Annotated in this window: 13 protein-coding genes; 6 read left to right on the forward strand and 7 right to left on the reverse strand. The window is 69.8% G+C overall.

Annotated elements, in window-relative coordinates; translation table 11 throughout:
* Positions 1-35: 35 nt before the first annotated feature.
* Complete coding sequence (locus VZQ01_RS39085) at positions 36-1,130, forward strand: hypothetical protein (RefSeq protein ID WP_426746164.1); 1,095 nt, start codon at positions 36-38, stop codon at positions 1,128-1,130.
* A gap of 159 nt (positions 1,131-1,289) precedes the next feature.
* The gene (locus VZQ01_RS39090) at positions 1,290-2,336 is read left to right on the forward strand and encodes a ferritin family protein (protein ID WP_223747379.1); all 1,047 of its coding nucleotides are present in this window, start codon (positions 1,290-1,292) and stop codon (positions 2,334-2,336) included.
* Here VZQ01_RS39090 and VZQ01_RS39095 read toward each other — a convergent pair.
* From VZQ01_RS39095 to VZQ01_RS39115, 5 genes are all read right to left on the reverse strand, one after another.
* Positions 2,314-3,189, reverse strand: coding sequence for a hypothetical protein (locus VZQ01_RS39095; protein ID WP_223747380.1), 876 nt, complete (start codon positions 3,187-3,189; stop codon positions 2,314-2,316). The two genes, VZQ01_RS39090 and VZQ01_RS39095, sit on opposite strands and share 23 nt — an antisense overlap.
* Before the next feature lie 24 nt (positions 3,190-3,213).
* Positions 3,214-4,878: a phospholipase D-like domain-containing protein gene (locus tag VZQ01_RS39100; RefSeq protein ID WP_223747381.1), complete on the reverse strand. Its 1,665-nt coding sequence runs from the start codon at positions 4,876-4,878 to the stop codon at positions 3,214-3,216.
* A 270-nt stretch (positions 4,879-5,148) separates the two neighbouring features.
* The gene (locus VZQ01_RS39105) at positions 5,149-5,625 is read right to left on the reverse strand and encodes a hypothetical protein (protein ID WP_426746165.1); all 477 of its coding nucleotides are present in this window, start codon (positions 5,623-5,625) and stop codon (positions 5,149-5,151) included.
* Between the two features lie 193 nt (positions 5,626-5,818).
* Positions 5,819-6,601 carry a DUF4384 domain-containing protein gene (locus VZQ01_RS39110; protein WP_223747383.1) on the reverse strand — a complete coding sequence of 261 codons (783 nt, stop codon included), beginning with the start codon at positions 6,599-6,601 and terminating at the stop codon, positions 5,819-5,821.
* The gene (locus VZQ01_RS39115; RefSeq protein WP_426746166.1) at positions 6,598-7,140 is read right to left on the reverse strand and encodes an RNA polymerase sigma factor; all 543 of its coding nucleotides are present in this window, start codon (positions 7,138-7,140) and stop codon (positions 6,598-6,600) included. The genes VZQ01_RS39110 and VZQ01_RS39115 overlap by 4 nt, the downstream gene beginning before the upstream one ends.
* 210 nt (positions 7,141-7,350) lie before the next feature.
* On the opposite strand from VZQ01_RS39115, the gene VZQ01_RS39120 reads away from it, so the two are divergent.
* A complete protein-coding gene (locus VZQ01_RS39120) occupies positions 7,351-8,181 on the forward strand; it encodes a class I SAM-dependent methyltransferase (protein ID WP_426746167.1) in 831 nt (276 codons plus the stop codon).
* 136 nt (positions 8,182-8,317) lie between these two features.
* Here VZQ01_RS39120 and VZQ01_RS39125 read toward each other — a convergent pair whose 3' ends face one another.
* Entirely contained in the window at positions 8,318-9,583 is a 1,266-nt protein-coding gene (locus VZQ01_RS39125; protein ID WP_426746168.1) for a carboxypeptidase-like regulatory domain-containing protein, read from the reverse strand.
* A gap of 133 nt (positions 9,584-9,716) precedes the next feature.
* On the opposite strand from VZQ01_RS39125, the gene VZQ01_RS39130 reads away from it, so the two are divergent.
* The 3 genes from VZQ01_RS39130 to VZQ01_RS39140 all read left to right on the forward strand — a co-directional run bounded on the left by VZQ01_RS39130 (position 9,717) and on the right by VZQ01_RS39140 (position 11,969).
* Positions 9,717-9,947, forward strand: a complete 231-nt coding sequence (locus VZQ01_RS39130; RefSeq protein ID WP_426746169.1) for a hypothetical protein — start codon at positions 9,717-9,719, stop codon at positions 9,945-9,947.
* 112 nt (positions 9,948-10,059) lie between these two features.
* On the forward strand, positions 10,060-10,662 hold the full coding sequence (locus VZQ01_RS39135; RefSeq protein ID WP_426746170.1) for a hypothetical protein: 603 nt from the start codon (positions 10,060-10,062) through the stop codon (positions 10,660-10,662).
* Positions 10,663-10,820: 158 nt separating this feature from the next.
* Positions 10,821-11,969 carry a mannosyltransferase family protein gene (locus tag VZQ01_RS39140; protein WP_426746171.1) on the forward strand — a complete coding sequence of 383 codons (1,149 nt, stop codon included), beginning with the start codon at positions 10,821-10,823 and terminating at the stop codon, positions 11,967-11,969.
* Between the two features lie 45 nt (positions 11,970-12,014).
* Here the strand turns inward: VZQ01_RS39140 and VZQ01_RS39145 are convergent, their stop codons facing one another.
* Positions 12,015-20,252 (reverse strand): Ig-like domain-containing protein, encoded by an 8,238-nt coding sequence (locus tag VZQ01_RS39145; protein ID WP_426746172.1) that lies wholly within the window; start codon positions 20,250-20,252, stop codon positions 12,015-12,017.
* Between the last annotated feature and the right edge of the window lie 193 nt (positions 20,253-20,445).

Genomic DNA, 20,445 nt, shown 5'->3' on the forward strand with positions numbered 1-20,445 from the left:
CTGGATGCCAATGCAGTCCAGGAGGGGGAAATCCGATGAAGGCGCTGATGATTCCGCTCGTGACGTCGTGTGTCGTGGTGGGCGGCTGTCGCGAGAACAAGGTCGAGGGTGACACACCGGGTCCTGGGGCACCCGAAGTCGAGAAGCGACTCGAGGTGCCACCCAACGGCAAGGTCGTGATGCACAAGCTGTTCGACGACAAGTTCATGGAGATGGCGGCGATGCCGCTGCCGGACAACTGGATCGTCAACAACGGCAAGGCGGTCATCAGCGGACCGGGCAACGTGAATGTCTACATGGTCCCCATGAAGACGTTCATGTTCTCGGGCGACCCGATGATGCAGCAGGTGGCGGCGCGCAGCGGCCAGCCGATGCGGCGCTTCGAGTCCATCGACCAGGTCATCCAGCAGGACCTGGTGCCCATTGCACGCAAGGAGGGCGCGAAGCTGGTGAAGCAATACGACGCGCCGGACATCGCCGCGTCCGACAAGGGCTTCTCGGACCTGCTCTACAAGGTCGCCCCCATGCGCCAGCTCTTCCTGGCGAAGGTGACGGAGTGGACCGACAAGCGCGGTGAGCCGTACATGATGGTCGTCCACCTGAGCGCCACGGACCTGGGCAACATGGTGTCCTGGAACTACTACACGCACGCGCTCGACGCGCCCAAGGAGCGCTACGAGGAGAGCAAGAAGGTCGTCCTCCAGGCGCTCGCGGGCACGCGCTACAATCCGCAGTACGTCCAGGCCTACAACCAGGGCGAGATGGCCCGGGAGCGCGCGAGCTGGGCGGCGCACCACCAGCGCATGCAGGCCAACAAGGCCGCCTTCGAGGCGCAACAGCGCGCGTTCCACGAGAAGAACGACGCCATCAACAGGTCCATCGCGGAGACCTACGCCAGCCGCGACGCCGCGTCGGACCGCATGCACCACCGCTTCGTGAACTACATCAAGGACGAGGAGACGGTGCGCAACACCGCCACCGGCACGCGCCACCAAGTCCAGACGGGCGCCAATCAGTACTGGATGAACGGCAACGGCCAATACGTCCCGTCGAACGACCCCAACTACGACCCGAACCGCGACCCCCACCTCAACCACCAGCAGTGGGACGAGGCGGAAGTGGAGGACTGAGCCGCCCCTTCCACCGTGCAGCCGGTTGCACAGCTTCGCCCGTCCGGCGTGCCGTCCCCTGCACGGTGGTGCCCCTGCTTCACGCGCGGACGCCCTGACACCCTGGTGGGCATCCGGAGTGCATGACATCCTGGGCTGACTTCCAGGAAAGGGGATGTGATGGCCTTGGAGCTGGCGGTAATCCTCGGTTGTGCGATTGCCGTGTCCTTCATCCTGGGGATTGTCTTCGCGCTCCCCAGGACCCACTCGAAGAAGACGCGTCGGCTCGGAGCCGGGCTGCTGATCGCGGGCGGGGTGTTGTCGGCTGGCGGGATGGCGTGGCTCGTCTGGAGCGTCGTCGACTTCTTCTCCAACACCAACTTCTCCAAGGGGCGGGTGCTGCGCCTGCGCGGGCGTGCCCGCGTGGCTCGCCGGGCGCTGGGGGCGGGCTGGGCGGATGACGCCGTGCCGGAGGTCTCGGGGCTCACGACGTGGCAGCGGACGGTGCTCGGGGAGGCGTGGATGACCTCGGCGCGGATGGAGCATGCGTCGGTGCCAGCCTTCGCGAAGCTGTCGCTCCGGCTCTCCGCGATGGGGGCGCCGTCGGCGCTGCTGGAGGACTGCCACCTGGCGGCGCTGGACGAGGTCCGCCACGCACGCAGGTGTTTCGCGCTCGCCCGGGCCTTCTCGGGAGTGGACTGGACGGCGGGGCCCATTCCGGAGCTGGAGCAGGAGGGCGTGAAGCCCATGGCGACGGGCTCCGAGGAGGCCTGGGCGCGGCTGGCGCGCGGCTCGTTGCTGGACGGGTGCCTCGCGGAGGGCGTGGCCTCCCTGGTGGCCGCGGAGGGCGCGCGGCGTGCCGCGGACCCCGTGGTGCGCGAGACGCTGTCGGTCATCGCCGAGGACGAGGCGCGGCACGCCGAGCTGGGCTGGGAAGTCCTCGACTTCGCGCTGGAGCGAGGCGCCGGGAGCGCGGAGGCCGGCCTGCGGCGGGCCCTGTCGGAGCTGGACGCGCGGAGCACGCCTTCGCTCCCGCCCATCCCGGGCGTGGACGAGGACTTCCTGGCGCGGCACGGCCTGCTATCCCAGGCGGAGCTGGGGCACTGGACCCGCGAGTGCATCCAGCGGACGCGCGCCCGGGCGCTGGCACTGCTCGAGCCGGGCCTCGCGCCTCGGGCGGATGACGGAGGAGGCGGGGCCCCGCTCAAATCGCCTGCCACGGTATGACGGTCTTCAGGTAGCCCTGACGGTTCGAGCGCAGCCCGGAGCGGTTGTAGTCGGTGACGCCCGCGACGTGGAAGAAGAAGTCCCAGGTGTTCACGGCGGTGCGGATGCCGAAGACCAGGCACATCGTCTCATGGAGCGCGACGTTCGTGCGGCCCTGTCCCTGCTTGTAGTTGCGGTAGGCCAGCGTCACCGGGGATTCGACCTTCGCGCCCGCGATGGGGTCCCAGACCCTGGCCAGGTAGTCGTCCTTGCGCATCTGGTGGGTGATGACCTCGTTGGGGCCCTGCGCCGCCGCCATCAACCCGTCCATGTAGGCCTCGGCCAGGTCCGGCCGATTGTGGTCGGTCGACATGCCAATCTTGTTGGCGTTCGCGTGATGAACCCGGACCTGGTTCGTGACGGTGTCCTGCGTCACATAGAAATGACAGCCGTTGAACGGGCCCGACATCATCAGGGGCGGCCCCACGTTGGAGAGGTCCATCGAGACGATGCAGGAGTCCTCCCAGCTCAAGTACTGGCAGGCCAGCGCCCCTCCTGGATTGACTTGATAGGCGTGGAGCTCGTTGGCTGGCGCGTTGCTGAAGAAGGCCTGTTTCCCCGCCGTGATGTCCAGGTAGATGTCGATGTTGTTCTGTTCGATGACGGCGTTGTTGGGCGCCCCGACGACGCCCCCGACGACCATCGCCGCGACGTCGGTCGCGAGCAGGTGCACGAACGGGGCGTTCCCGGCCAGGGGCTTGGTGCGGTTGTACCAGCCGGGCGCGGGCCGGTGGGTGTGGTGGAGGAACAGCGGCTTCTTCTGGAGGAGGTTCAGCCGCGTGCCGTTGTTGTTGAACTGTCCGATGAGGGTCATGTGTGGCTCCTGGCGTGACTGGCTTCAGAGCCAGGTGAACTTCAACTTCTTCGAGCTGCCCACGTTCTCGAACATGGCCCAGAGGTCCTTGGGGTCCCTGCGCGCGAGCCCCACGCAGTTCGCCTGGTGGCGCTCCTCGGCCGAGTCATTCCAGCACGCGCGCGGGACTTCATACATCCCGTGGATGCCGTAGTGGTTGACGAGCCTCGCCTTGACGGTGGTCGCGAAGGCCGCGTCGTCGATGTGCACGTCCAGCTCACCGTCGTAGTCCATGGCCCGGCAGTCGAAGTTCGCGCTCCCCAGCACCACGTGCTGGCTGTCGATGATCATCAGCTTGGTGTGCAGGTAGACGGTCTCCGGTGCCTGGTTGATGCCCCCGTAGCGGTAGGGGAAGTAGACCTGGATCTTGGGCGCCACGTCGTCGTGCTTGGGCTGGGCCTTGCTCTTCTGGCCCGTCCCCTTGTGGATGAACCTCAGGACGGCGTCGAGCCGCACCTCCGTCCTCGCCTGGGTCTTCTTGTGCGTCAGCCGCAGGCGGTAGTCCTGCTGGGGCCAGTCATGCAGGTTGATGGAGGGCTCGTACACCTCCCAGACGTAGTCGTCCTTGGAGTACGTCTTCGTCCCCTGGGTCCGCGGGTCGACGTGCGTCGTGATCTCGCCGTCGATGACCTCCACGGCCAGGCAGTTCTCGTCCAGGTAGCCGCTCTCGATGGCCATCATCGCGTACGTGATGCGCGTCAGGTACGTGACGCCCTTGTCGGAGTCATGGAGGGGATCCGGGATGACCAGCACCACCTTGAGCTGCTTGGCGCCCATCTGCTTGATGCGCGTGCGCACCGCCTTCACCAGCTCCGGATTGAAGAACTGGAAGTTCTCGATGTAGATGTATTTGTTCGCGTGTGAGATGAGCTCCACCAGCTTGTCTCGGATGTGTGTCTGGTTCGAGAACGACTCGCTGTTGGTGGTCAGCGCGGTGATGGTGAGGTTGCCGCCCTGGATGACCTGGTCATTCGCGGTGGCCTGGAGGGTGGAGCGGGCGGCGGCGGGGTGCGGCTTGCCGAACAGGCTGAGCGTGGGGAGCTGCTTCCTCCAGCGGCGCAGCCACTCCGACTCGATGTCGAGCGTGACGGGGCCCTGGAGCAGCACGCCGGTGTCGTGGCAGGAGTGTCCGTAGGGCCGGGAGTGCGCGATGTTGTCCCAGTACTCGTGCTCGATGTTGAAGCCGCCCACGAGCACCTTCAGCGTGCCGGCGATGGAGAAGATGGCGATCTTCTGGTGGAGCGAGTAGCCCACGCCGGCGCCGCTGTGCTTCTCCAGGTAAACCTGGATGCGCTGGTTGTGGTTGTGCAGCAGGGCCTGGGTGGCCTTGTTCTTGGCCAGCGTCTGCAGGGAGAAGTGGTCCGACATCTTCGCGAGCTCGAGCCCCTTGACGGTGAGGTCGTCGGGTTGCCAGAGGCAGATGTCGATGGGGTGGCCCGCGTCCGCGACCTCCTTGAGGACCTCTCCGAAGTTCCGGTTCGCGTGGCGGTCGAGCAGGGTGTCGTGCTGGAGGCACCACCAGCCCAGGCGCACATAGGTCTTCGCGTGGGGCTGCGCGTCCCGCACCTCGTAGAGGCAGTCGCGGAACATGTCGAAGTACTCTTCGCCGTCCATCAGGAACACGGCCGTGTTGTTCTGGGTCGGGGGCATGGACCTTCCTCGAGGGGGACCTCGAGACCGAGCCCTGACGAGGACATGGCCGCGGAGAACGGCGGGTGACAGGTCGGCGCTTCCGGGGGGGCTTTCCCGGAGACCTCTCGCGGAGGGACTTCGTCAGGGATGAGTCACGAGGCGGGCTCCCACTGAGCAAGGCACGTACCAGTGGGAGCCCGCGGACTTCTGGAGCGAGGAGGACCCTGGTGGAGGCCCGCTGCTTGCCCCCGGGACGCAGGCGCGTTGCACGGGGACGCAGGGCGGGTATCAGGGGACGGTCGAGGTCGCGCAGGGCCACCAGGCGGGCGGCGTGGCGCGGTCATCCCAGGTTCCGTCCCAGTCATCACGCAGCGTGTAGACCTCCGTGTTCGCGGAGACGCAATAGCGCTCCGGATGCCTGTTCACGTAGAGGGCCGGCTCCTGGATGTTGAAGCTGGAGTTCCTGCAATACGTCTCGCTGCCCGACGGAGGCGGCGTCGCGGTGGCGGCGCGCACCTGTGTGCGCAGGGCGCTCGTGTTGTGCTCGCAGACGTACCCGCGGAATCTCCCGTCCAGTTCGATGAAGAGGTCCATCTTCACGCGGCCGCTGTCGACGTCGCAGCCGTCGAAGTAGGTCTGACCCGGTGGCAGCGCCGGGTCTTCCTTGTATCGATACGAGACCAGGGAGTAGCCCTGCGGCGGCTCGGGGCACTGCGGGAACATGGCGTTGTAGAAGGGGTGGAGCGCGCCCTCGCGATACACCACGTAGTGGTAGACGCAAGGCGTCGTCCTCGCCCTCTTCTCCGAGGAGGCCGCCGCAGCCCATCGATGCGCCGGCCAGCAGTCCCAGGCACAACACCCCGTGTCGCCATCGTCTCGTCATGCTTCGCTCCCGTGGTGGGTTCATCCCGGAAGACGCGGCACGGTGTGGCGTGGGACATGTCGAAGCGACGAGAGGTCAGGGCTGCTCCCGGCGCAGCTCACGCACCACGTGGCGCAGGGACGGGAGTGGCTCGAGGGTGGGAGGGAAGCGGGTGGTCCGGGCCGCCTGCTCCAGCCACCGCCGCACGGCTGTCGGTGAGGGGGCCTCGGGGGAGGGTGCCGTCAGCACGAAGACGAGCGCCTCGCGCTCCGGGCCCGCATCCAGCTCCAGGCTCCCGGGGAGCGCCATCCGTCCAGGCTCCAGCCGGAGCGCGCCGCCGGTCTCCGCGAAGCCATGCAGCGGAGTGACCTGGCCCCGGCTGTCGACGGCGAGCACGTACAGCGCGCCGCCCACCGGGTCCTCGACCTCCAGGCGCACGCGGTCTCCGGGGCGCAGCGCCACATCCAGGGCCTGCTCGAAGACGGCGTCGCCGCGTTTGACATGCAGGCGCGTGGTCAGTCCTCCGCGCACGCGGATCCGCTCCTCGACGTCCGGCGCGGGGCGCAGGAGCGGCAGGCCCAGGGCGAGCAGCGCACAGAGCGCGAGCGCTGGCTGGGCCCAGCGCAGCGGCCTTGCCCAGGGGTGGACGGGGGCGGGCTCGAGCTCATGCAGGCGTGCCGCGATGACGGTGAAGGGGCGCCGCCGCACGAAGGCACTCTGGGCGGCGCGACGCTCCTCCAGGTGGGCCGCGAGCAGGGGCATCTCGCGCGCGGCCTCCTCCATGGACCGGGCCTCCTCGGGGGTCACTTCACCGCAGAGGTAGCGTTCAATCAGGAGATCCGGGACGCCCGGGAAGCGGGGCAGGGGTGAGGGGCTCATGCGGAGGCGGGTCCTTTCCACGAGACGGCGCTCTCAGAGACCTCGAGGAGGCGCCGGGCGGTCTCGAAGAAGGTCTGGAGCTTTCGTTGCACGGTCTTGCGCGACACGTCGAGCAGGGTGGCGATCTGCTCCTGTTCCAGCTCACCGAGGAACCGGTGCGCGACGATGCGCTGGACGTCCTCGGGACAGTGGGCGAGCACGTGTCTCAGCAGGTCCGCGTCGGTGACGAACCGCTCCATCGAGGTATCCAGCTCGTCGTCCATGGGGGCGCGCAGGGTGATGGCGGAGGTGCGCTCGGTGCGACGGCGACGCAGTAGCGAGAAGCTCTGGCGATCCGCCACGATGAGCAGCCAGGAGAGCGCGGAGGTGGCCTCGCGCACCTGTTTCAGGTGGACGTGGACCCGCAGGAACACCTCCTGTGTCACGTCCCAGGCTTGCGCGTCGTCCCCGAGCAATCGCTGGCAGCGCCGGTACACGGCCTCGCCATAGCGGTGGTAGTAGCCTTCGGTCCGTTCGACGTCCTCGTCCTTCGGTTGCACGTACGACCTCACGTGGCCCCCGGCCAGTGTCTCCGAGCCGCGCGGTGGATGGGATGGGGTTCCTCGGTGCGAGCCACATGGTCATCACGGCGTGGGGCATCTTTCCGGGACAGGCTTCACCTCTTGACGCGCGGGGCTGTTGTTGTTCCCGCGATGTCTTTGGGGATGGGGCTTGTCTGTGTGGCGGAGGTCTGCTGGGGTGTCTGTCTTATGTCGACCCTGCAAGAGCGGATCGCCGCGTTCTATGACTTCCTCTGGCCATTCCTGGAGGAGGAGGGGACGCGGTATGCGTATCTGGACGCGTCGCCCGGTGGACGGCCGATGTCGGAGCTCCTCGATGCGATTCCCTCGCGGCGGGGCGTGGGGAAGGGCTCGCGCGTGGTGGACGTCGGGTGTGGCAAGGGGCGTCAGGTGGTGGCGCTGGCGCGACGGCTGGAGGGGCACGTCGTCGGGGTGGACCCGTTGGAGCAGAACCTGTCGCTCGCGGCGGAGCGGGCCCGACGGGAAGGGGTGGAGGGGCGGGTGAGCTTCGCGCGGGGCGGAATCGAGCGGCTGCCGCTGGAGACGTCTTCGGTCGACTTCGTCTGGTGTCTGGACATGCTCAACCACGCCGAGGACCTGGAGGGCGCGATGAAGGAGTGCGCGCGTGTCCTTCGCCCGGGTGGTTCGATGATGAATTGCAGCGCGCTGGCCACGGAGCTGCTGGAGCCTCGCGAGGCGGAGCGCGTCACCTGGCGGTTGGGGTTGAACTCCGCGACGCTGTCACGTGAGCGGATGTCGGCGGCCTGCGCTGCCGCCGGGCTGCGTATCGTGGAGTTCGGCACGACGACGGACGAGGGCTCGCCGTACCTGGAGGAACTCGACGAGGGGATGGCTCGCCACGCGCTCCGGCTGGCGAAGGTGCGGCGGGCGCGCAAGCAGATGGAGTCCCGGCTGGGGGCCGACGCGCTCGATGTGCTGTGTGCCTATGACGAGTGGAACATCTTCCTGTTGCTCGGGAAGGTGACCTATGGCGTCTGGGTGCTGGAGCGCGCCGCGTGAGGCCCGGAGTACCTGGCCATCTCCCCGTGCTCCTCGGCATCGACACGGTGGCCCTCGGCTACCAATGCACCGAGCACGTGGCCACCGCCCATGCGACGCACGGGGTCCTGACGAAGTCGAAGCAACGCGACGGCCCCTACTGGGAGACCTCGTACCGCAGGTGTCCCAGGTCCGTTCGCTGCCCGGGATGGATGACGAAGGCATGCCGCTTGGGGTCCTGCTCCAGGCTCAACGCGTGGTCGCCCGGCGGAAGCCCCGCGATGATGAAGCGTCCGTCCCCGGTGATGCGCTTGAGCGGGCGGTCGTCGTCATCCCAGACACGAACGGAGGGCCACTGTGCGAAGTAGGGTTCGGCCGGCGGGTCGAGGCTGCCCACGACGGCGCCCGTGTCCTCCAGGCGGATGTCGGCGACGATGCGCTCGCCCTCCTTGCCCTCCACCGTCACGCTTCCGGAGCGACCATCGTCGAGCCACGCATGGACGGTCCGATGTCCGGCGGCGGGCTTCACCGCGAAGCCGGAGCCCTCGAACCGGACGTGATGGTAGGTCGGAGTCGTGTTCCCGCAGCGGAGCCAGTACGTCGGCGGCTGCGCGACCGCGATGCGCGCTCCCTGCGCCGGCGTGCCGTCGGGCAAGAGGACGTGTCCGGCGAATTCGAAGTACCGGGGCGTGGGCGCATGCGGTGGGCCGATGACGTGGAATGAACTCGGGTCGTAGGGAACCTGCACGACCGCGGGCTCTCCGGGTTTCAGCGCCACCTCCTTCCCGCCGTGGAAGTCGCGCCACCCGTGGTAGCCCGTGACGGCGACGGTGTGGTTCCCGGCCTCGACCAGGCCTGTCCACGTGCCGTCGTCCTGTCGTCGCAGGGGAACGCCCACCGACACGGCATCGATGGCGTCGTCAGCGGCCGGCTGGAAGTGGCGCCACCTGGCGCTGCGGCTGCGCCGGGGCTTCACCGTCACCGGGGTGAAGCCCGCGAGCTGGATGTCCAGCGTCGCCCACGCCTCGGCCTGGACCTCCGCCTCACGCGGATGGGCCTGGGCCTCGGCCGTGAATGGATGGATTCGCACCGTGCCTGGAGTGACGCCGTCCAGGATGTAGCGGCCATTCGCATCCGTCACCGCCTGGGTGGGCATCTGCCGGGGGTGGGATGGAACGCTGAGCGCCATCAGCCTCACGCCCACCGCGGGCGTGCCATCCAGGTTGCGCACCTGTCCGCTGAGCGTCGCCCCTGGAGGCAAGGCCAGCACCGTGGAGATGCTCCCGCCCGCGACGAGCCCGAGGTCGTGCTCACAGGCCTCGCCGTGTCCGACACCTCGGGCGCACAGGTGGACCACACCCGTCGGCGCCTCGGAGAAGAGCGCGATGCCCTGGGCGTTGGTGACGGCCGTCTCCATTGGCATTGAGACGTCGATGGGATCTCTCAGCAGCGCCACCGTGGCGCCTGGGAGCGGTCGCTGATCCTTCGCCGAGACCACCCGGACCTGCGCCTTCCCCCTGCCGTCCAGGGATGGAGGAAGGCGCGGTGGAGACTCCTTGGGGACGGAAGGCTTCACCGGCGCGGGGAGCGGCGCGGGGGTGGACGCGGGCGGAGGCGCGGCGCGGGTCAACTCCTGTCGCACCAACGCCGCCGCGCAGAGCGAGACCGCCAGCCCGGTGACGGCAATCCATCCACCTCGTCCTCGCATGACGCGGACCTCCGAGCGCTTCGTGGGCGCGAAGGTCCACGGTACCACCGCCCTGAACGAGGCAGACAGGCGCCCCTGAATATTTCCAGGGAGAGCGCGTTTTCAGCGCACTCACTGGCCACGAGTCCCCCCGGCCACATCCCCCGGAGCTGACATGTCTTCGCGCGCCCCAGGACGTCATCGAGGTCGCCGTGTTCGAGACCTCCGTCTCCGAGGAGCTCTCCCAGTCGGTGGACCGCAAGAAGCTGGAGGCCATGCTCCTGGGCGAGCTGTCCCATGACTCGCGGCTGCGCATCGTCCCCGTGAAGGGCCTGCCCTCGACGAGCCTGCGCCCGGGGGCCTCCGCCGAGGAGCGCATCGACGCGGCCCGTGGGAAGGGAATCTCCCCGGACGTGTGGGTCTTCCCGGCGGTCTTCCTCTCCGACGCGGTGGGCACGAGCGGCGGCAAGCTCGTCTCCATGAAGGCCTTCACCGTGCGCGGCGAGGTCATCTCCGCATACGGCACCGGTACGTCGCAGGCCGAGGACAAGGGCACCCTCTTCCAGAACGAACAGGTCGTGAGGAACACGGCGGCGAAGACCCGCTCCGTGGTCCTCGACCAGCTCGGGCCCAACCTGCCTTCACGCGAGGCCGTGGCCGGGCTGCAGAAGGCGCGGATGCAGAAGAAGGTGGCCACCATCGAGGAGCAGGCCGGCATACTCCCCGAGGACGACGCACAGACGCGCCTGCGCAAGATCCTCGAGGCGGCCAAGAACGGCCCCAAGCCCGCGCCGCAGGCGGCCGCCCAGGAATAGGCAGACAGGTGTGCCACCCACAAGGACTGACGCGGGTTGCTTCGGACAAGAGGGGGCTGGGGACGCAGCCTGCTTCCGCGCGGAGCGGAGGCGCTGCCATGGGGGCCGGAGTGGGGTAGGGTGTCGCCCCTTCTCGCACCTCGGGATTCCTCGACCGCATGTCCACGGACGTTCCTGTCACCGAAGAGGCCGTGCGTCCCGCGCCCTGGCGGGTGAGACTCCGGGCCCTGGGCTCGGAGCTGGCGTTCCCCGTCAGCCTCTTCTTCTTCAGTCGGCTGGCGTTGCTGCTGCTCGCGCGGGTGTCGCTGGTGTTCGACAACCGGCTGCACCGCCCACCGTTCCAGCAGACCGGCCCGGCGGGACTGGATGCGTTCTGCCGCTGGGACTGCGGCTGGTACACGGAGATCGCCCGGCAGGGTTATGAGCGCCCCCAGGCCACCAACTTCTTCCCGCTGCTGCCCATGCTGGGGCGGCTGGTCCATGAGGCGACAGGCCTGAGCATCCAGGTGTCGCTGGTGCTGGTGGCCAACGTGGCCGGGCTGCTCGGGCTCATCGTCCTGTATCGGCTCTTCCGCGCGCTCGAGGACGAGGACACGGCCCGCGCGGCCCTGCTGGTCTTCACCGCCTATCCGTTCGCCTTCTTCCAGTCCGCGGGCTACCCGGAGTCGTGGATGGTGTTCCTCACCGCGCTCGCGGTGCTGCTCAGCGTGCGAGGGCGACACTGGTGGGCGGCGCTCGCGCTGGGCTTCGGCGGACTGTCACGTCACCTGTCCCTCGTGGCGGGGCTCTCGCTGCTCTATCAGCAGCTGCGCTCCCGCGGCGGCGGGCTCAAGGCGTGGTTCCACCGCGACATCCTGGCGCTCGCCGTGCCGCTGGTCGTGACGTCGCTCTACTTCGTCTTCCTCGCGTGGAAGTTCGGCGACCCGCAGCTGTGGTGGAAGGTCCGCGCCGGCGAGTGGTCGGGCGCGTGGTCGGGGCTCGGGACGTGGTGGCTCCGAGATGACTGGGCGCCCGAGGTCAGCCTCTACGTGGCGGTGTCCTTCATCCCGGGCATGGGGGCGCTCCTGCTCACGCGTCGTCGCCGGTGGTGGCCGCTGGCCGCGTTCGGCATTCCGTTGATGCTGGTGCTGTGGACGGTGGGCCTGGTGGGCCTGGGGCGCTACAGCGCGGCCGTGTGGCCCGCGTTCCTGCCGCTGGGCGCGTGGCTCGCGCGCCGGCCCGCGCTGCGAGGGCCCGTGGTGCTGGGCATGGCCCTGTTCCAGGGCATGCTCGTGTTCCTCTTCGTGCACTCCTATCCCATCAACTGACGTCGAGGGCCCCGGTGGCGCATGGCCGCCGGAGCCCTCGGTGGCTCATCCGTCGCGACGCGCCCGGCGACGCAGCGGCAGGGCGAGGAGCAGCAGGGCCAGCGGCGCGAGCGTGGCCGCGCCGCCGGTGCTGCAGCCGCCTCCGGCGATGAGGAAGTCATCATTGCCGTCCAGCGGGTTCGAGCCGTCTGCGACCTCCACGCCGTCACTGGCGCCGCCCCCATCCGTGTCGGGGTTGTTCGGGTCCGTCTCGCGTGGGTCGACGCGGCCGTTGTGGTTCGCGTCCTCCTCGCCGTCCGGCAGGCCATCCCCGTCCGTGTCCGGATTGAGCGGATCCGTGGGGTTCTCGCCCTTCACCTCGATGCCGTCGGGCAGGCCGTCACCATCCGTGTCGGGGTTGTTCGGGTCCGTCTCCCGCGCGTCGACGCGGCCGTTGTGATTGGTGTCCTCCTCGCCATCCGTCAGCCCGTCGCCATCCGTGTCCGGGGTCTTCGGGTCGGTGGTGGTGCTCGGGTCCTCGTCCGGACGGAAGTTCGGCGAGGTCTGGTCCGTGTGCGGGTGCGCCGTCTCGCGCGTCACGCCCAGCTCCGTGCCGTCCAGCACGCCGTCGTTGTCGCTGTCCGGGTCCAACGCGTCGATGAGGCCGTCCCCGTCCGTGTCGGTGATGCCATCCACGCCATCCGGCACTCCGTCGGAGTCGGAGTCCGCGTTGCGCGGGTCGAGGCCCAGCGCGAGCTCCGTCGCGTCATCGATGCCGTCCATGTCGGAGTCGACGTCGTCGGGGGCGAAGAGCGGGTCCGTCTCGCCGGCGTCGACGCGGCCGTTGTGGTTCGCGTCCTCGATGCCGTCGCGCACGCCGCCGCCATCCGTGTCGGGGTTGAGCGGGTCCGTCTTCGTCGAAGGGTCCGCGTCCGGCGTGAAGCGCGCCGGGTCCGTGTCGGTGCCCTGCGGCTCGGTGAGGCCCAGCTCCAGGCCGTCCGTCAGCCCGTCGCCGTCCGTGTCCGCCTTCTTCGGGTCCGTCTCACCGTCATCGACGAGGCCGTTGTGGTTGGCGTCCTCGTTGCCATCCAGGAGACCGTCGTCATCCGTGTCGTCATCGAGCGGGTCCGTGCCAGCGACCTTCACCTCGATGCCGTCCGGCAGGCCGTCGCCGTCCGTGTCGGCGTTGTTCGGGTCCGTGCCGAGCGCGACCTCCTCCGCGTCCGTCAGGCCGTCACCATCCGAGTCGGCCGTGATGACCCACGCGTAGGAAGCCGGCGAGCCATCCACGTTGCCCGCCGCGTCCACCGCGCGGACCTCCAGGGTGTGCGCCCCGAGCGCCAGGTTCGTGAAGGCCACAGGGTTGGTGCACGGCGTCCAGGTCGCGCCGTCCAGGCTGCACTCGAAAGTGGAGCCGGGCTCGGTGGACTCGAAGACGAACGTGGCGTCGGCGGGCGCCTCCGTGAGCGGTGGACCACTGACGATGCGCGTGTCCGGCGCCTGGGTGTCCACCGTCCACGTGTACGAGGCGGGCGTCGGGTCTACGTTGCCGTCCTCATCCTTCGCGCGGACCCCCAGCGTGTGCTCGCCGTCGGTCAGGTCCGTCAGCTCGGAGGGGTTCTGGCACTCGCCGAAGGGAGCGCCGTCCAGGCTGCACTCGTACGTCACCGGGGACTCGTCCGAGCTGAAGCCGAAGGTGGCCGAGGACTGACGCGTCAGCGTGGGCGGCGTCTGGGTGAACGCCGTCTGCGGCGGCTCGGCATCCACGGTGAAGGTGTGGACGACGGGTGTGCTGGTGTTGCCCGCCTCGTCCGTCGCGCTGACGGAGACGGTGTGCGAGCCCTCGCCGAGCGGCGCGCTCCCCGTCAGCGTCCACATACCCGAGCCATCCACCTCGAAGGTGCCCAGCACCGTGCCGTCCACCGTCACGGTGACGGTGCTGCCCGGCTCCGCCGTGCCCGAATACGTCACCGTCGCGACGCTCGACACCGAGCCCTCGGCGGGCGTGTCGATGTCCACGGCGGGCGCCTGGGTATCCACCGTCCACGAGTGCTCCGCGGGCGTCGCGTCCGCGTTGCCCGCCGCGTCCACCGCGCGCACCGCGAGGGTGTGCGCGCCGTCCGCGAGGCTGTCGAACGTCGCCTGGGCGGAGCACGCGAGGAAGGCCGCGCCGTCCAAGCTGCACTCGAAGGTCACCGGCGACTCGTTCGAGGAGAAGACGAAGGACGCGGAGGCCACGTTCGTCAGGGCCTCGGGACCGCTGTCGATGACCGTGTCCGGCGCCGTCGTGTCCACCGTGAAGGTGACGCTCGTCGGCCCGCTGGTGTTTCCCACGGCATCCGTGGCGGTGACGACCGCCGTGTACGTGCCGTCGCCCAGCGTCACGGGCGGCGTGAAGGTCCACCCACCGGCGCCATTCACGGGGATGGGACCGTAGGTCGTCCCTCCCACCGTCACCATCACCGACGTCGCGTCCGTGGCCGTGCCCGTGAGCGTCACGACGCCGTCATCCAGCACCTCGCCCTGGGCGGGCGACGCGATGAGCGGAGCGGCCGGCGGCGTCAGGTCCACCGTCCACGTGTACTCGGCGGGCGTGGGGTCCACGTTGCCCGCGGCGTCCACCGCGCGCACCGTCAGGGTGTGCTCGCCCTCGGCGAAGCCCTCGAACAGGGCCGGGCTGGTGCAGGCGACGTACGTCGCGCCGTCCACGCTGCACTCGAAGGTGGAGCCCGGCTCGCTGGCGGCGAGCTCGAACGAGGCATCCACGGCGCGGGTGGGCGAGTCCGGACCGGACACGATGAGCGTGTCCGGCGCAGTGGTGTCCACCGTCCAGGTGTGGGTCGCGGGCGTCACGTCCACGTTGCCCACCGCGTCCACCGCGCGCACGCGGAGCTGGTGCTCACCGTCCGCGATCCCCGAGTAGCTCACGGGTGAGGTGCAGGCCACATAGGCCGCGCCGTCCAGGCTGCACTCGTAGCCGACCGCGCCGCCCTCGGAGCGCAGCTCGAAGGTGGCAGAAGTCTCACGGGTGAGCGCGTCCGGTCCGGACTCGATGAACGTCTCCGGCGGCGTCAGGTCGATGGTGAAGCCGTGGGACGTCGCATCGGAGGTGTTGCCCGCGGCGTCCACCGCGACGGCCGTGAGCGTGAGGGGGCCTTCGGGCTGCGCGGTGGGGAAGGTGAAGGTCCACGTGCCGGACGACGTCACGGAGATGGGGCCGTAGGTGGCGCCGTTCACCTCCAGATAGACCTGACTGTCCGACGCGGCCGTGCCAGTGATGGTGGGCGTCGCGGTGCCCACCGTGCCGCCATTCGCCGGCGAGACGACGACAGGAGCCGAGGGCGCCTGCAGGTCCACCGTCCACGTGTGCGTCGCGGGCGACGGGTCCACCGTGCCCAGGGCGTTGACGGCGCGGACCGCGAGGACGTGGGTGGCCTCGGAGAGGCCGGTGATGCTCAGCGGGCTGGTGCAGGGCGTGAAGGCCGCGCCATCCAGGCTGCACTCGAAGGAGACGCCGCCGTTCTCCATGCGGAGCACGAAGGTGGCCGCGGTCTCGCGCGTGAAGACCGCGGGGCCAGAGTCGATGAAGGTCTCCGGCGTGGACAAATCGATGTCGAACCCGTTGGACGCCGTCTCGCTGGTGTTGCCCGCGGAGTCCGTCGCGGTGGCCTCGACCGTGTGGAGACCTTCGCTTAGCGCGGTCGGGCTGGGCAGGCTCCACTCGCCGTCGATGTTCGCCGTCACCGTGCCAATCACGTCCCCGTCCACCTCCACCGTCACCTGAGCGAAGGGCTCGGCGGTGCCGGAGTAGACGGGCGTCGCGGTGGCGATGGTGGTGCCGTCCGCCGGCGTGGCGATGACCGGGGCGTCGGGAGCCACCGTGTCCACGGTGAACTCGGAGCGCGCGCTGTCGTCACTCACGTTGCCCGCGGCATCGGTGGCCGTCGCCGTGGCCGTGTGGAGCCCCTGGCCCAGGTCCACGGCGGGGGGGTACGTCCAGCGGCCCTGGGCATCCACGGGCGCGGTGCCCAGGACGATGCCATCCACGCTCACCGTCACCAGCGTGCCCGCCGTCCCCGTGCCGGAGATGACCGGGCGCTGCGTGGGCACCACGACGCCGTTGGCGGGCGTGTCGATGACGGGCGCATCCGGCGCCGTCGTGTCCACGGTCCAGGTGTATGTCGCGGGCGAGGCGTCCACGTTGCCCGCCGTGTCGCGAGCGCGGACCGCCAGGGTGTGGCTGCCTTCCAAGAGGCCCGTGAAGGTGCGGGGGTTGGAGCAGGTGATGAACGTCGCGCCGTCCAGTGAGCACTCATACGTCACCGGGTCCGTGTCGCTGCCGAAGCCGAAGGTGGCGGAGGTGGCGTTGGTGATGGAGGGCGGGGTGCTGGTGAACGTCGTGGTGGGCGCCACGGTGTCGACGGTCCACGTGCGGCTGGCCGGCGTGGGGTCCACGTTGCCCGCGCTGTCACGGGCGCGCACGGTGAGCGTGTGGCTGCCCTGGGACAGGTCGTCGAACGTCACGGGGTTCGAGCAGGCGACGTACGTGGCGCCGTCCAGCGAGCACTCGAAGGTGACGCCGGACTCCGTGCTGTCGAAGCCGAACGTCGCGCTGTCGCTGTTCGTCAGGCCGGAGGGCCCGCTGGCGATGCTCGTGTCCGGCGCGGTGGTGTCCACCGTCCACGCGTACGTCGCGGGCGTCAGGTCCACGTTGCCCGCGCTGTCACGCGCGCGGACCGCAAGAGTGTGCGCGCCGTCCGAGAGGCCGGGGAAGGACTGCGAGGCGGCGCAGGTGGCGAACGTCCCACCGTCGAGCGAGCACTCGAACGTCACCGGCGTCTCGGTGGCGCTGAAGGTGAACCCGGCGTCCGCCGAAGCGGAGAGGCTCGGCGGGCCGCTGACGATGGTCGTGTCCGGCGCGAGGGTGTCCACCGTCCACGTGCGTGTGGCCGGCGTCAGGTCCACATTGCCCGCGGCATCCACGGCGCGAACCGCGAAGGTGTGCGAGCCATCCGCCAGGTTCGAGAGCGACGTCGGGCTGGTGCACGCGGTGAACGGTGCCCCGTCGAGCGAGCACTGGAACGTCTGAGGGCTCTCGGTGGACGTGAAGGTGAACGTCGCGCCGGTGTCCGAGGTCGTCCCCGCCGGGCCGCCCGAGAGGGTGGTGTCCGGCGCGGTGGTGTCGATGGTCCACGTGTAGACGGCGGGCGTGGGGTCCACGTTGCCCGCCGAATCCACCGCGCGGACCTCCAGGGTGTGGCTGCCCTGGACGAGCGCCGGGAAGCTCTGCGACGCGGAGCACGCGGTGAACATCACCGCGCCGTCCAGGCGGCACTCGTAGCTCACGCCGCTCTCGTTGGAGCTGAACTGGAAGTGGGCCACCGCGGAGTTGGACACGGCCGGGGGCGTGCTCGCGAAGGCCGTGTCGGGGGCCACCGTGTCGACGGTCCACGTGCGGGTGGCTGGCGTCGCGTCCACGTTGCCGGCGCTGTCGCGCGCGCGGACCCGCAAGGTGTGGCTGCCCTGCGACAGCCCCGTGTACGTCATCGGGTCCGTGCAGCCGGTGAAGGTCGCACCATCGAGCGCGCACTCGTACGTCACGCCGCTCTCGTTGGAGTCGAAGTCGAACGTCGCCTCGGTGGAGGCCGTCGTCCCGGATGGGCCGCTGACGATGGTCGTCTCGGGCGCCACGGTGTCCACCGTCCACGTGCGCGTGGCCGGCGTTCCATCCACGTTGCCCGCGCTGTCACGCGCGCGGACCGCCAACGTGTGGTTGCCCTGGGACAGGTTGTTGAAGGTCGCGGGCGTGGTGCATGCGGCGAAGGTCCCACCGTCCAGGCTGCACTCGAAGAGGGCGGGCGACTCCGTGGAGGTGAAGGTGAACGTGGCGCTGTTCGAGTGGGTCGTCCCCGTCGGGCCCGAGGTGATGCTGGTGTCCGGCGCCACGGTGTCCACGGTCCAGGTCCGGCTGGCGGGCGTGGCGTCGAGGTTGCCGGCGGCGTCCACCGCCCGCACCTGCAAGGTGTGGCTGCCCTGAGACAGACCAGGGAAGGTCACCGGGTCGGTGCACGCCGCGAAGGGGGCCCCGTCCAGCGAGCACTGGTACGTCACCGCGAGCTCGTTGGAGTTGAAGTCGAACGTCGCGCTCGCGCTGTTCGTCAGGCCGCTCGGGCCGCTGACGATGGTCGTATCCGGCGCCACGGTGTCCACCACCCAGGTGCGACTGGCGGGCGTCGGGTCCACGTTGCCGGCCGCATCCCGGGCCCGCACCTGGAACGTGTGGGAGCCCTGGGCGAGCCCCGTGTAGTTGGTGGGCGAGGTGCAGGCCGTGAAGGCCGCGCCGTCCAGGCTGCACTCATACGTCACGCCGCTCTCGTTGGAGTCGAAGGTGAAGCTCGCGCCCGGCGCCGCCACCGTGCCCACGGGGCCGGTGAGGAGGCTCGTGTCGGGCGCGGCGGTGTCGGTGGTGAAGCTCACCGTGGTGGCGGGGCTGGTGTTGCCGGCCGGGTCGCTCGTGGTCACCGTGGCGGTGTGCGCGCCGTCGGGGAGCGCGCTGCTCGTGCAGGACCAGGCGCCCGTGGTGGGGTGGGCCGGGGCGGTGCAGACGACCGCGCCTCCAATCACCACGCTGACGGTGCTGCCGGGCTCCGCCGTGCCGGTGAACCCGGGCTGGTTCGTCCCCAGGGTGCTCCCGTTCGAGGGCGCCGTCACGACGGGCGCGGGCGGCACGGACACGACGATGTTGGTCGGGCCGGTGGTGCTGGGGGAGGGGGAGCTGCTCGCGGAGCTGGCCGGCGCGCCGCGCTCGCCCTGGGCCGTGATGGTGGCCTGGTTGGCGATGACGCCGGAGGCCGCGGGGTTCACCACGGCGCGGAAGCGGATGCTGGTGCTCTGGTTGAGCTGCAGGCTGCCACCCAGCGTGCTCGTCGCGCCCGTGCCCAGCCGCACCGTGATGACCCCCGTGGGGCTGACCTCGCCCACGTCGTCACCCTGGATGTCGGTGAGGGGGCCCGCGTTGGGGCCGGTGAGGACTTCGAGCGAGCCCGGGACATAGGCGAGCTGGGCGGGGAGCGGGTCCCGGAGAATGGTCTCGATGCTGACGTCGTCACCGGTGTTGGTGGTGACGATGGTGTAGTCGATGAGATCGCCGCCGCGCAGCGAGCCGTCCGCGCGAGGGTTCACCGCCGTGGCCGTCTTGTACGTGTTGGTGAAGTCCGGACGCAGCGTGGCGATGGACGTCGCGAAGGCGCCGAGGATGTACGAGTCACCCGAGGACGTCGCCGTGACGGTCATGGACGTGGCGCCGCCGGAGACGTGGTTGGTGATGTCCACCACGTCCATGTCCACGCCGGACATGCTCGCCGACGCGCCCGTCAGCCGGGGCAGGTCGTCGGCGTGGCTCGCGGGCGTGCCGAGCACCGAGCGCGTGCTGTTGAAGAAGTTGTTCACCGGGTTGGCGCCGTCGGAGATGTTGCTGCCGTTGACGCGGAACTGGTCGCCGGTGCGCGTCGCGTCGCCCTCGAAGGCCAGCACGCCCAGCTTGGCGTCGAAGCCCGAGCTCGGCACGTTGAAGCCAGACAGCGTCACCGTCTGGGGGTTGCCATTGCTGACGTAGTCCATGCCGTCGAACAAGGTCAGGTTGCGGATGGGCGAGTCCGGGTGGCGGTAGAACACCACCAGCGCCCAGGCGCTGAACGTGTCCGTGCTGTTGACGCTGGCGAGGGGCGCGGAGTCGACGTCGCTCACCTCGTAGACCCCCGAGCCGTTCGTGGCGACCAGGGTGGTGACGTCCGCGGAGGACTCGTAGATGTAGCGGCCGCTCGGCGCGTAGCTGTGCGAGACATCCGCCGTCAGCATCTGCGTGAAGACGCCGGGCCGGCCGAACTCGGCGGTGGTGTCCGGCGTCCGGGCGTTGGTGCTGGTGGACAGGTGCGCGGCCCAGTACAGGCGCGCGTACGTCACCACCGCGCCCGGGGGAATCACCAGCGCCGCCCGGCTGCGCGCCTGCGTGGCCGTCACCGAGGTGTTCGCCTGGGCCACGCCCGACTGGAGGGTCCAATAGACATCCACCGCGTCATCGGAGGTGTTCGAGCCGCAGTTCCCGACGGTGCCCACCACCGGCCCGGGGACGTTGGAGGCGCAGTCGTGGGCGAGCGTGTTGCCCACCATCAACAGGTCGCCGCGCTGGTCCGCCGTGTGGCGAAGCACCGGCGCCGCCAGCGCCTGTCCCGCGAAGGCGGTCATCAGCAGCGGCAGCACCCAGCGCGTTCGCGACGCGGCGCCGCGAGTGGAGGTCTTGGACATGGTGGGGATACCTGAAGGAGCGGGAGGAGGGGACGGATGCGCGAGGTCCGCGACGACCTGGGGCCGGAGGCCATGAGCCCGGGAATCGCCGGGGGGCATGGAATCCCAGTCAGTTGTGGCTCGCCGGGGGGACGGCTCGGAGGCGGGGGGGGCTCGCTCTGTCACGGACCGTCGAAAAAGCAACCGGGGTGCC

This window comes from Myxococcus faecalis (assembly GCF_050039385.1).
In the GTDB taxonomy this organism is placed as follows: Bacteria; Myxococcota; Myxococcia; order Myxococcales; family Myxococcaceae; genus Myxococcus; species Myxococcus fulvus.

Excerpts from the sequence above, each read along its gene's own strand:
- VZQ01_RS39085 (WP_426746164.1), top strand. The coding sequence starts at position 36 with ATGAAGGCGCTGATGATTCCGCTCGTGACGTCGTGTGTCGTGGTGGGC.
- VZQ01_RS39090 (WP_223747379.1), top strand. The coding sequence starts at position 1,290 with ATGGCCTTGGAGCTGGCGGTAATCCTCGGTTGTGCGATTGCCGTGTCC.
- VZQ01_RS39095 (WP_223747380.1), bottom strand. The coding sequence starts at position 3,189 with ATGACCCTCATCGGACAGTTCAACAACAACGGCACGCGGCTGAACCTC.
- VZQ01_RS39100 (WP_223747381.1), bottom strand. The coding sequence starts at position 4,878 with ATGCCCCCGACCCAGAACAACACGGCCGTGTTCCTGATGGACGGCGAA.
- VZQ01_RS39110 (WP_223747383.1), bottom strand. The coding sequence starts at position 6,601 with ATGAGCCCCTCACCCCTGCCCCGCTTCCCGGGCGTCCCGGATCTCCTG.
- VZQ01_RS39120 (WP_426746167.1), top strand. The coding sequence starts at position 7,351 with ATGTCGACCCTGCAAGAGCGGATCGCCGCGTTCTATGACTTCCTCTGG.
- VZQ01_RS39125 (WP_426746168.1), bottom strand. The coding sequence starts at position 9,583 with ATGCCAATGGAGACGGCCGTCACCAACGCCCAGGGCATCGCGCTCTTC.
- VZQ01_RS39140 (WP_426746171.1), top strand. The coding sequence starts at position 10,821 with ATGTCCACGGACGTTCCTGTCACCGAAGAGGCCGTGCGTCCCGCGCCC.
- VZQ01_RS39145 (WP_426746172.1), bottom strand. The coding sequence starts at position 20,252 with ATGTCCAAGACCTCCACTCGCGGCGCCGCGTCGCGAACGCGCTGGGTG.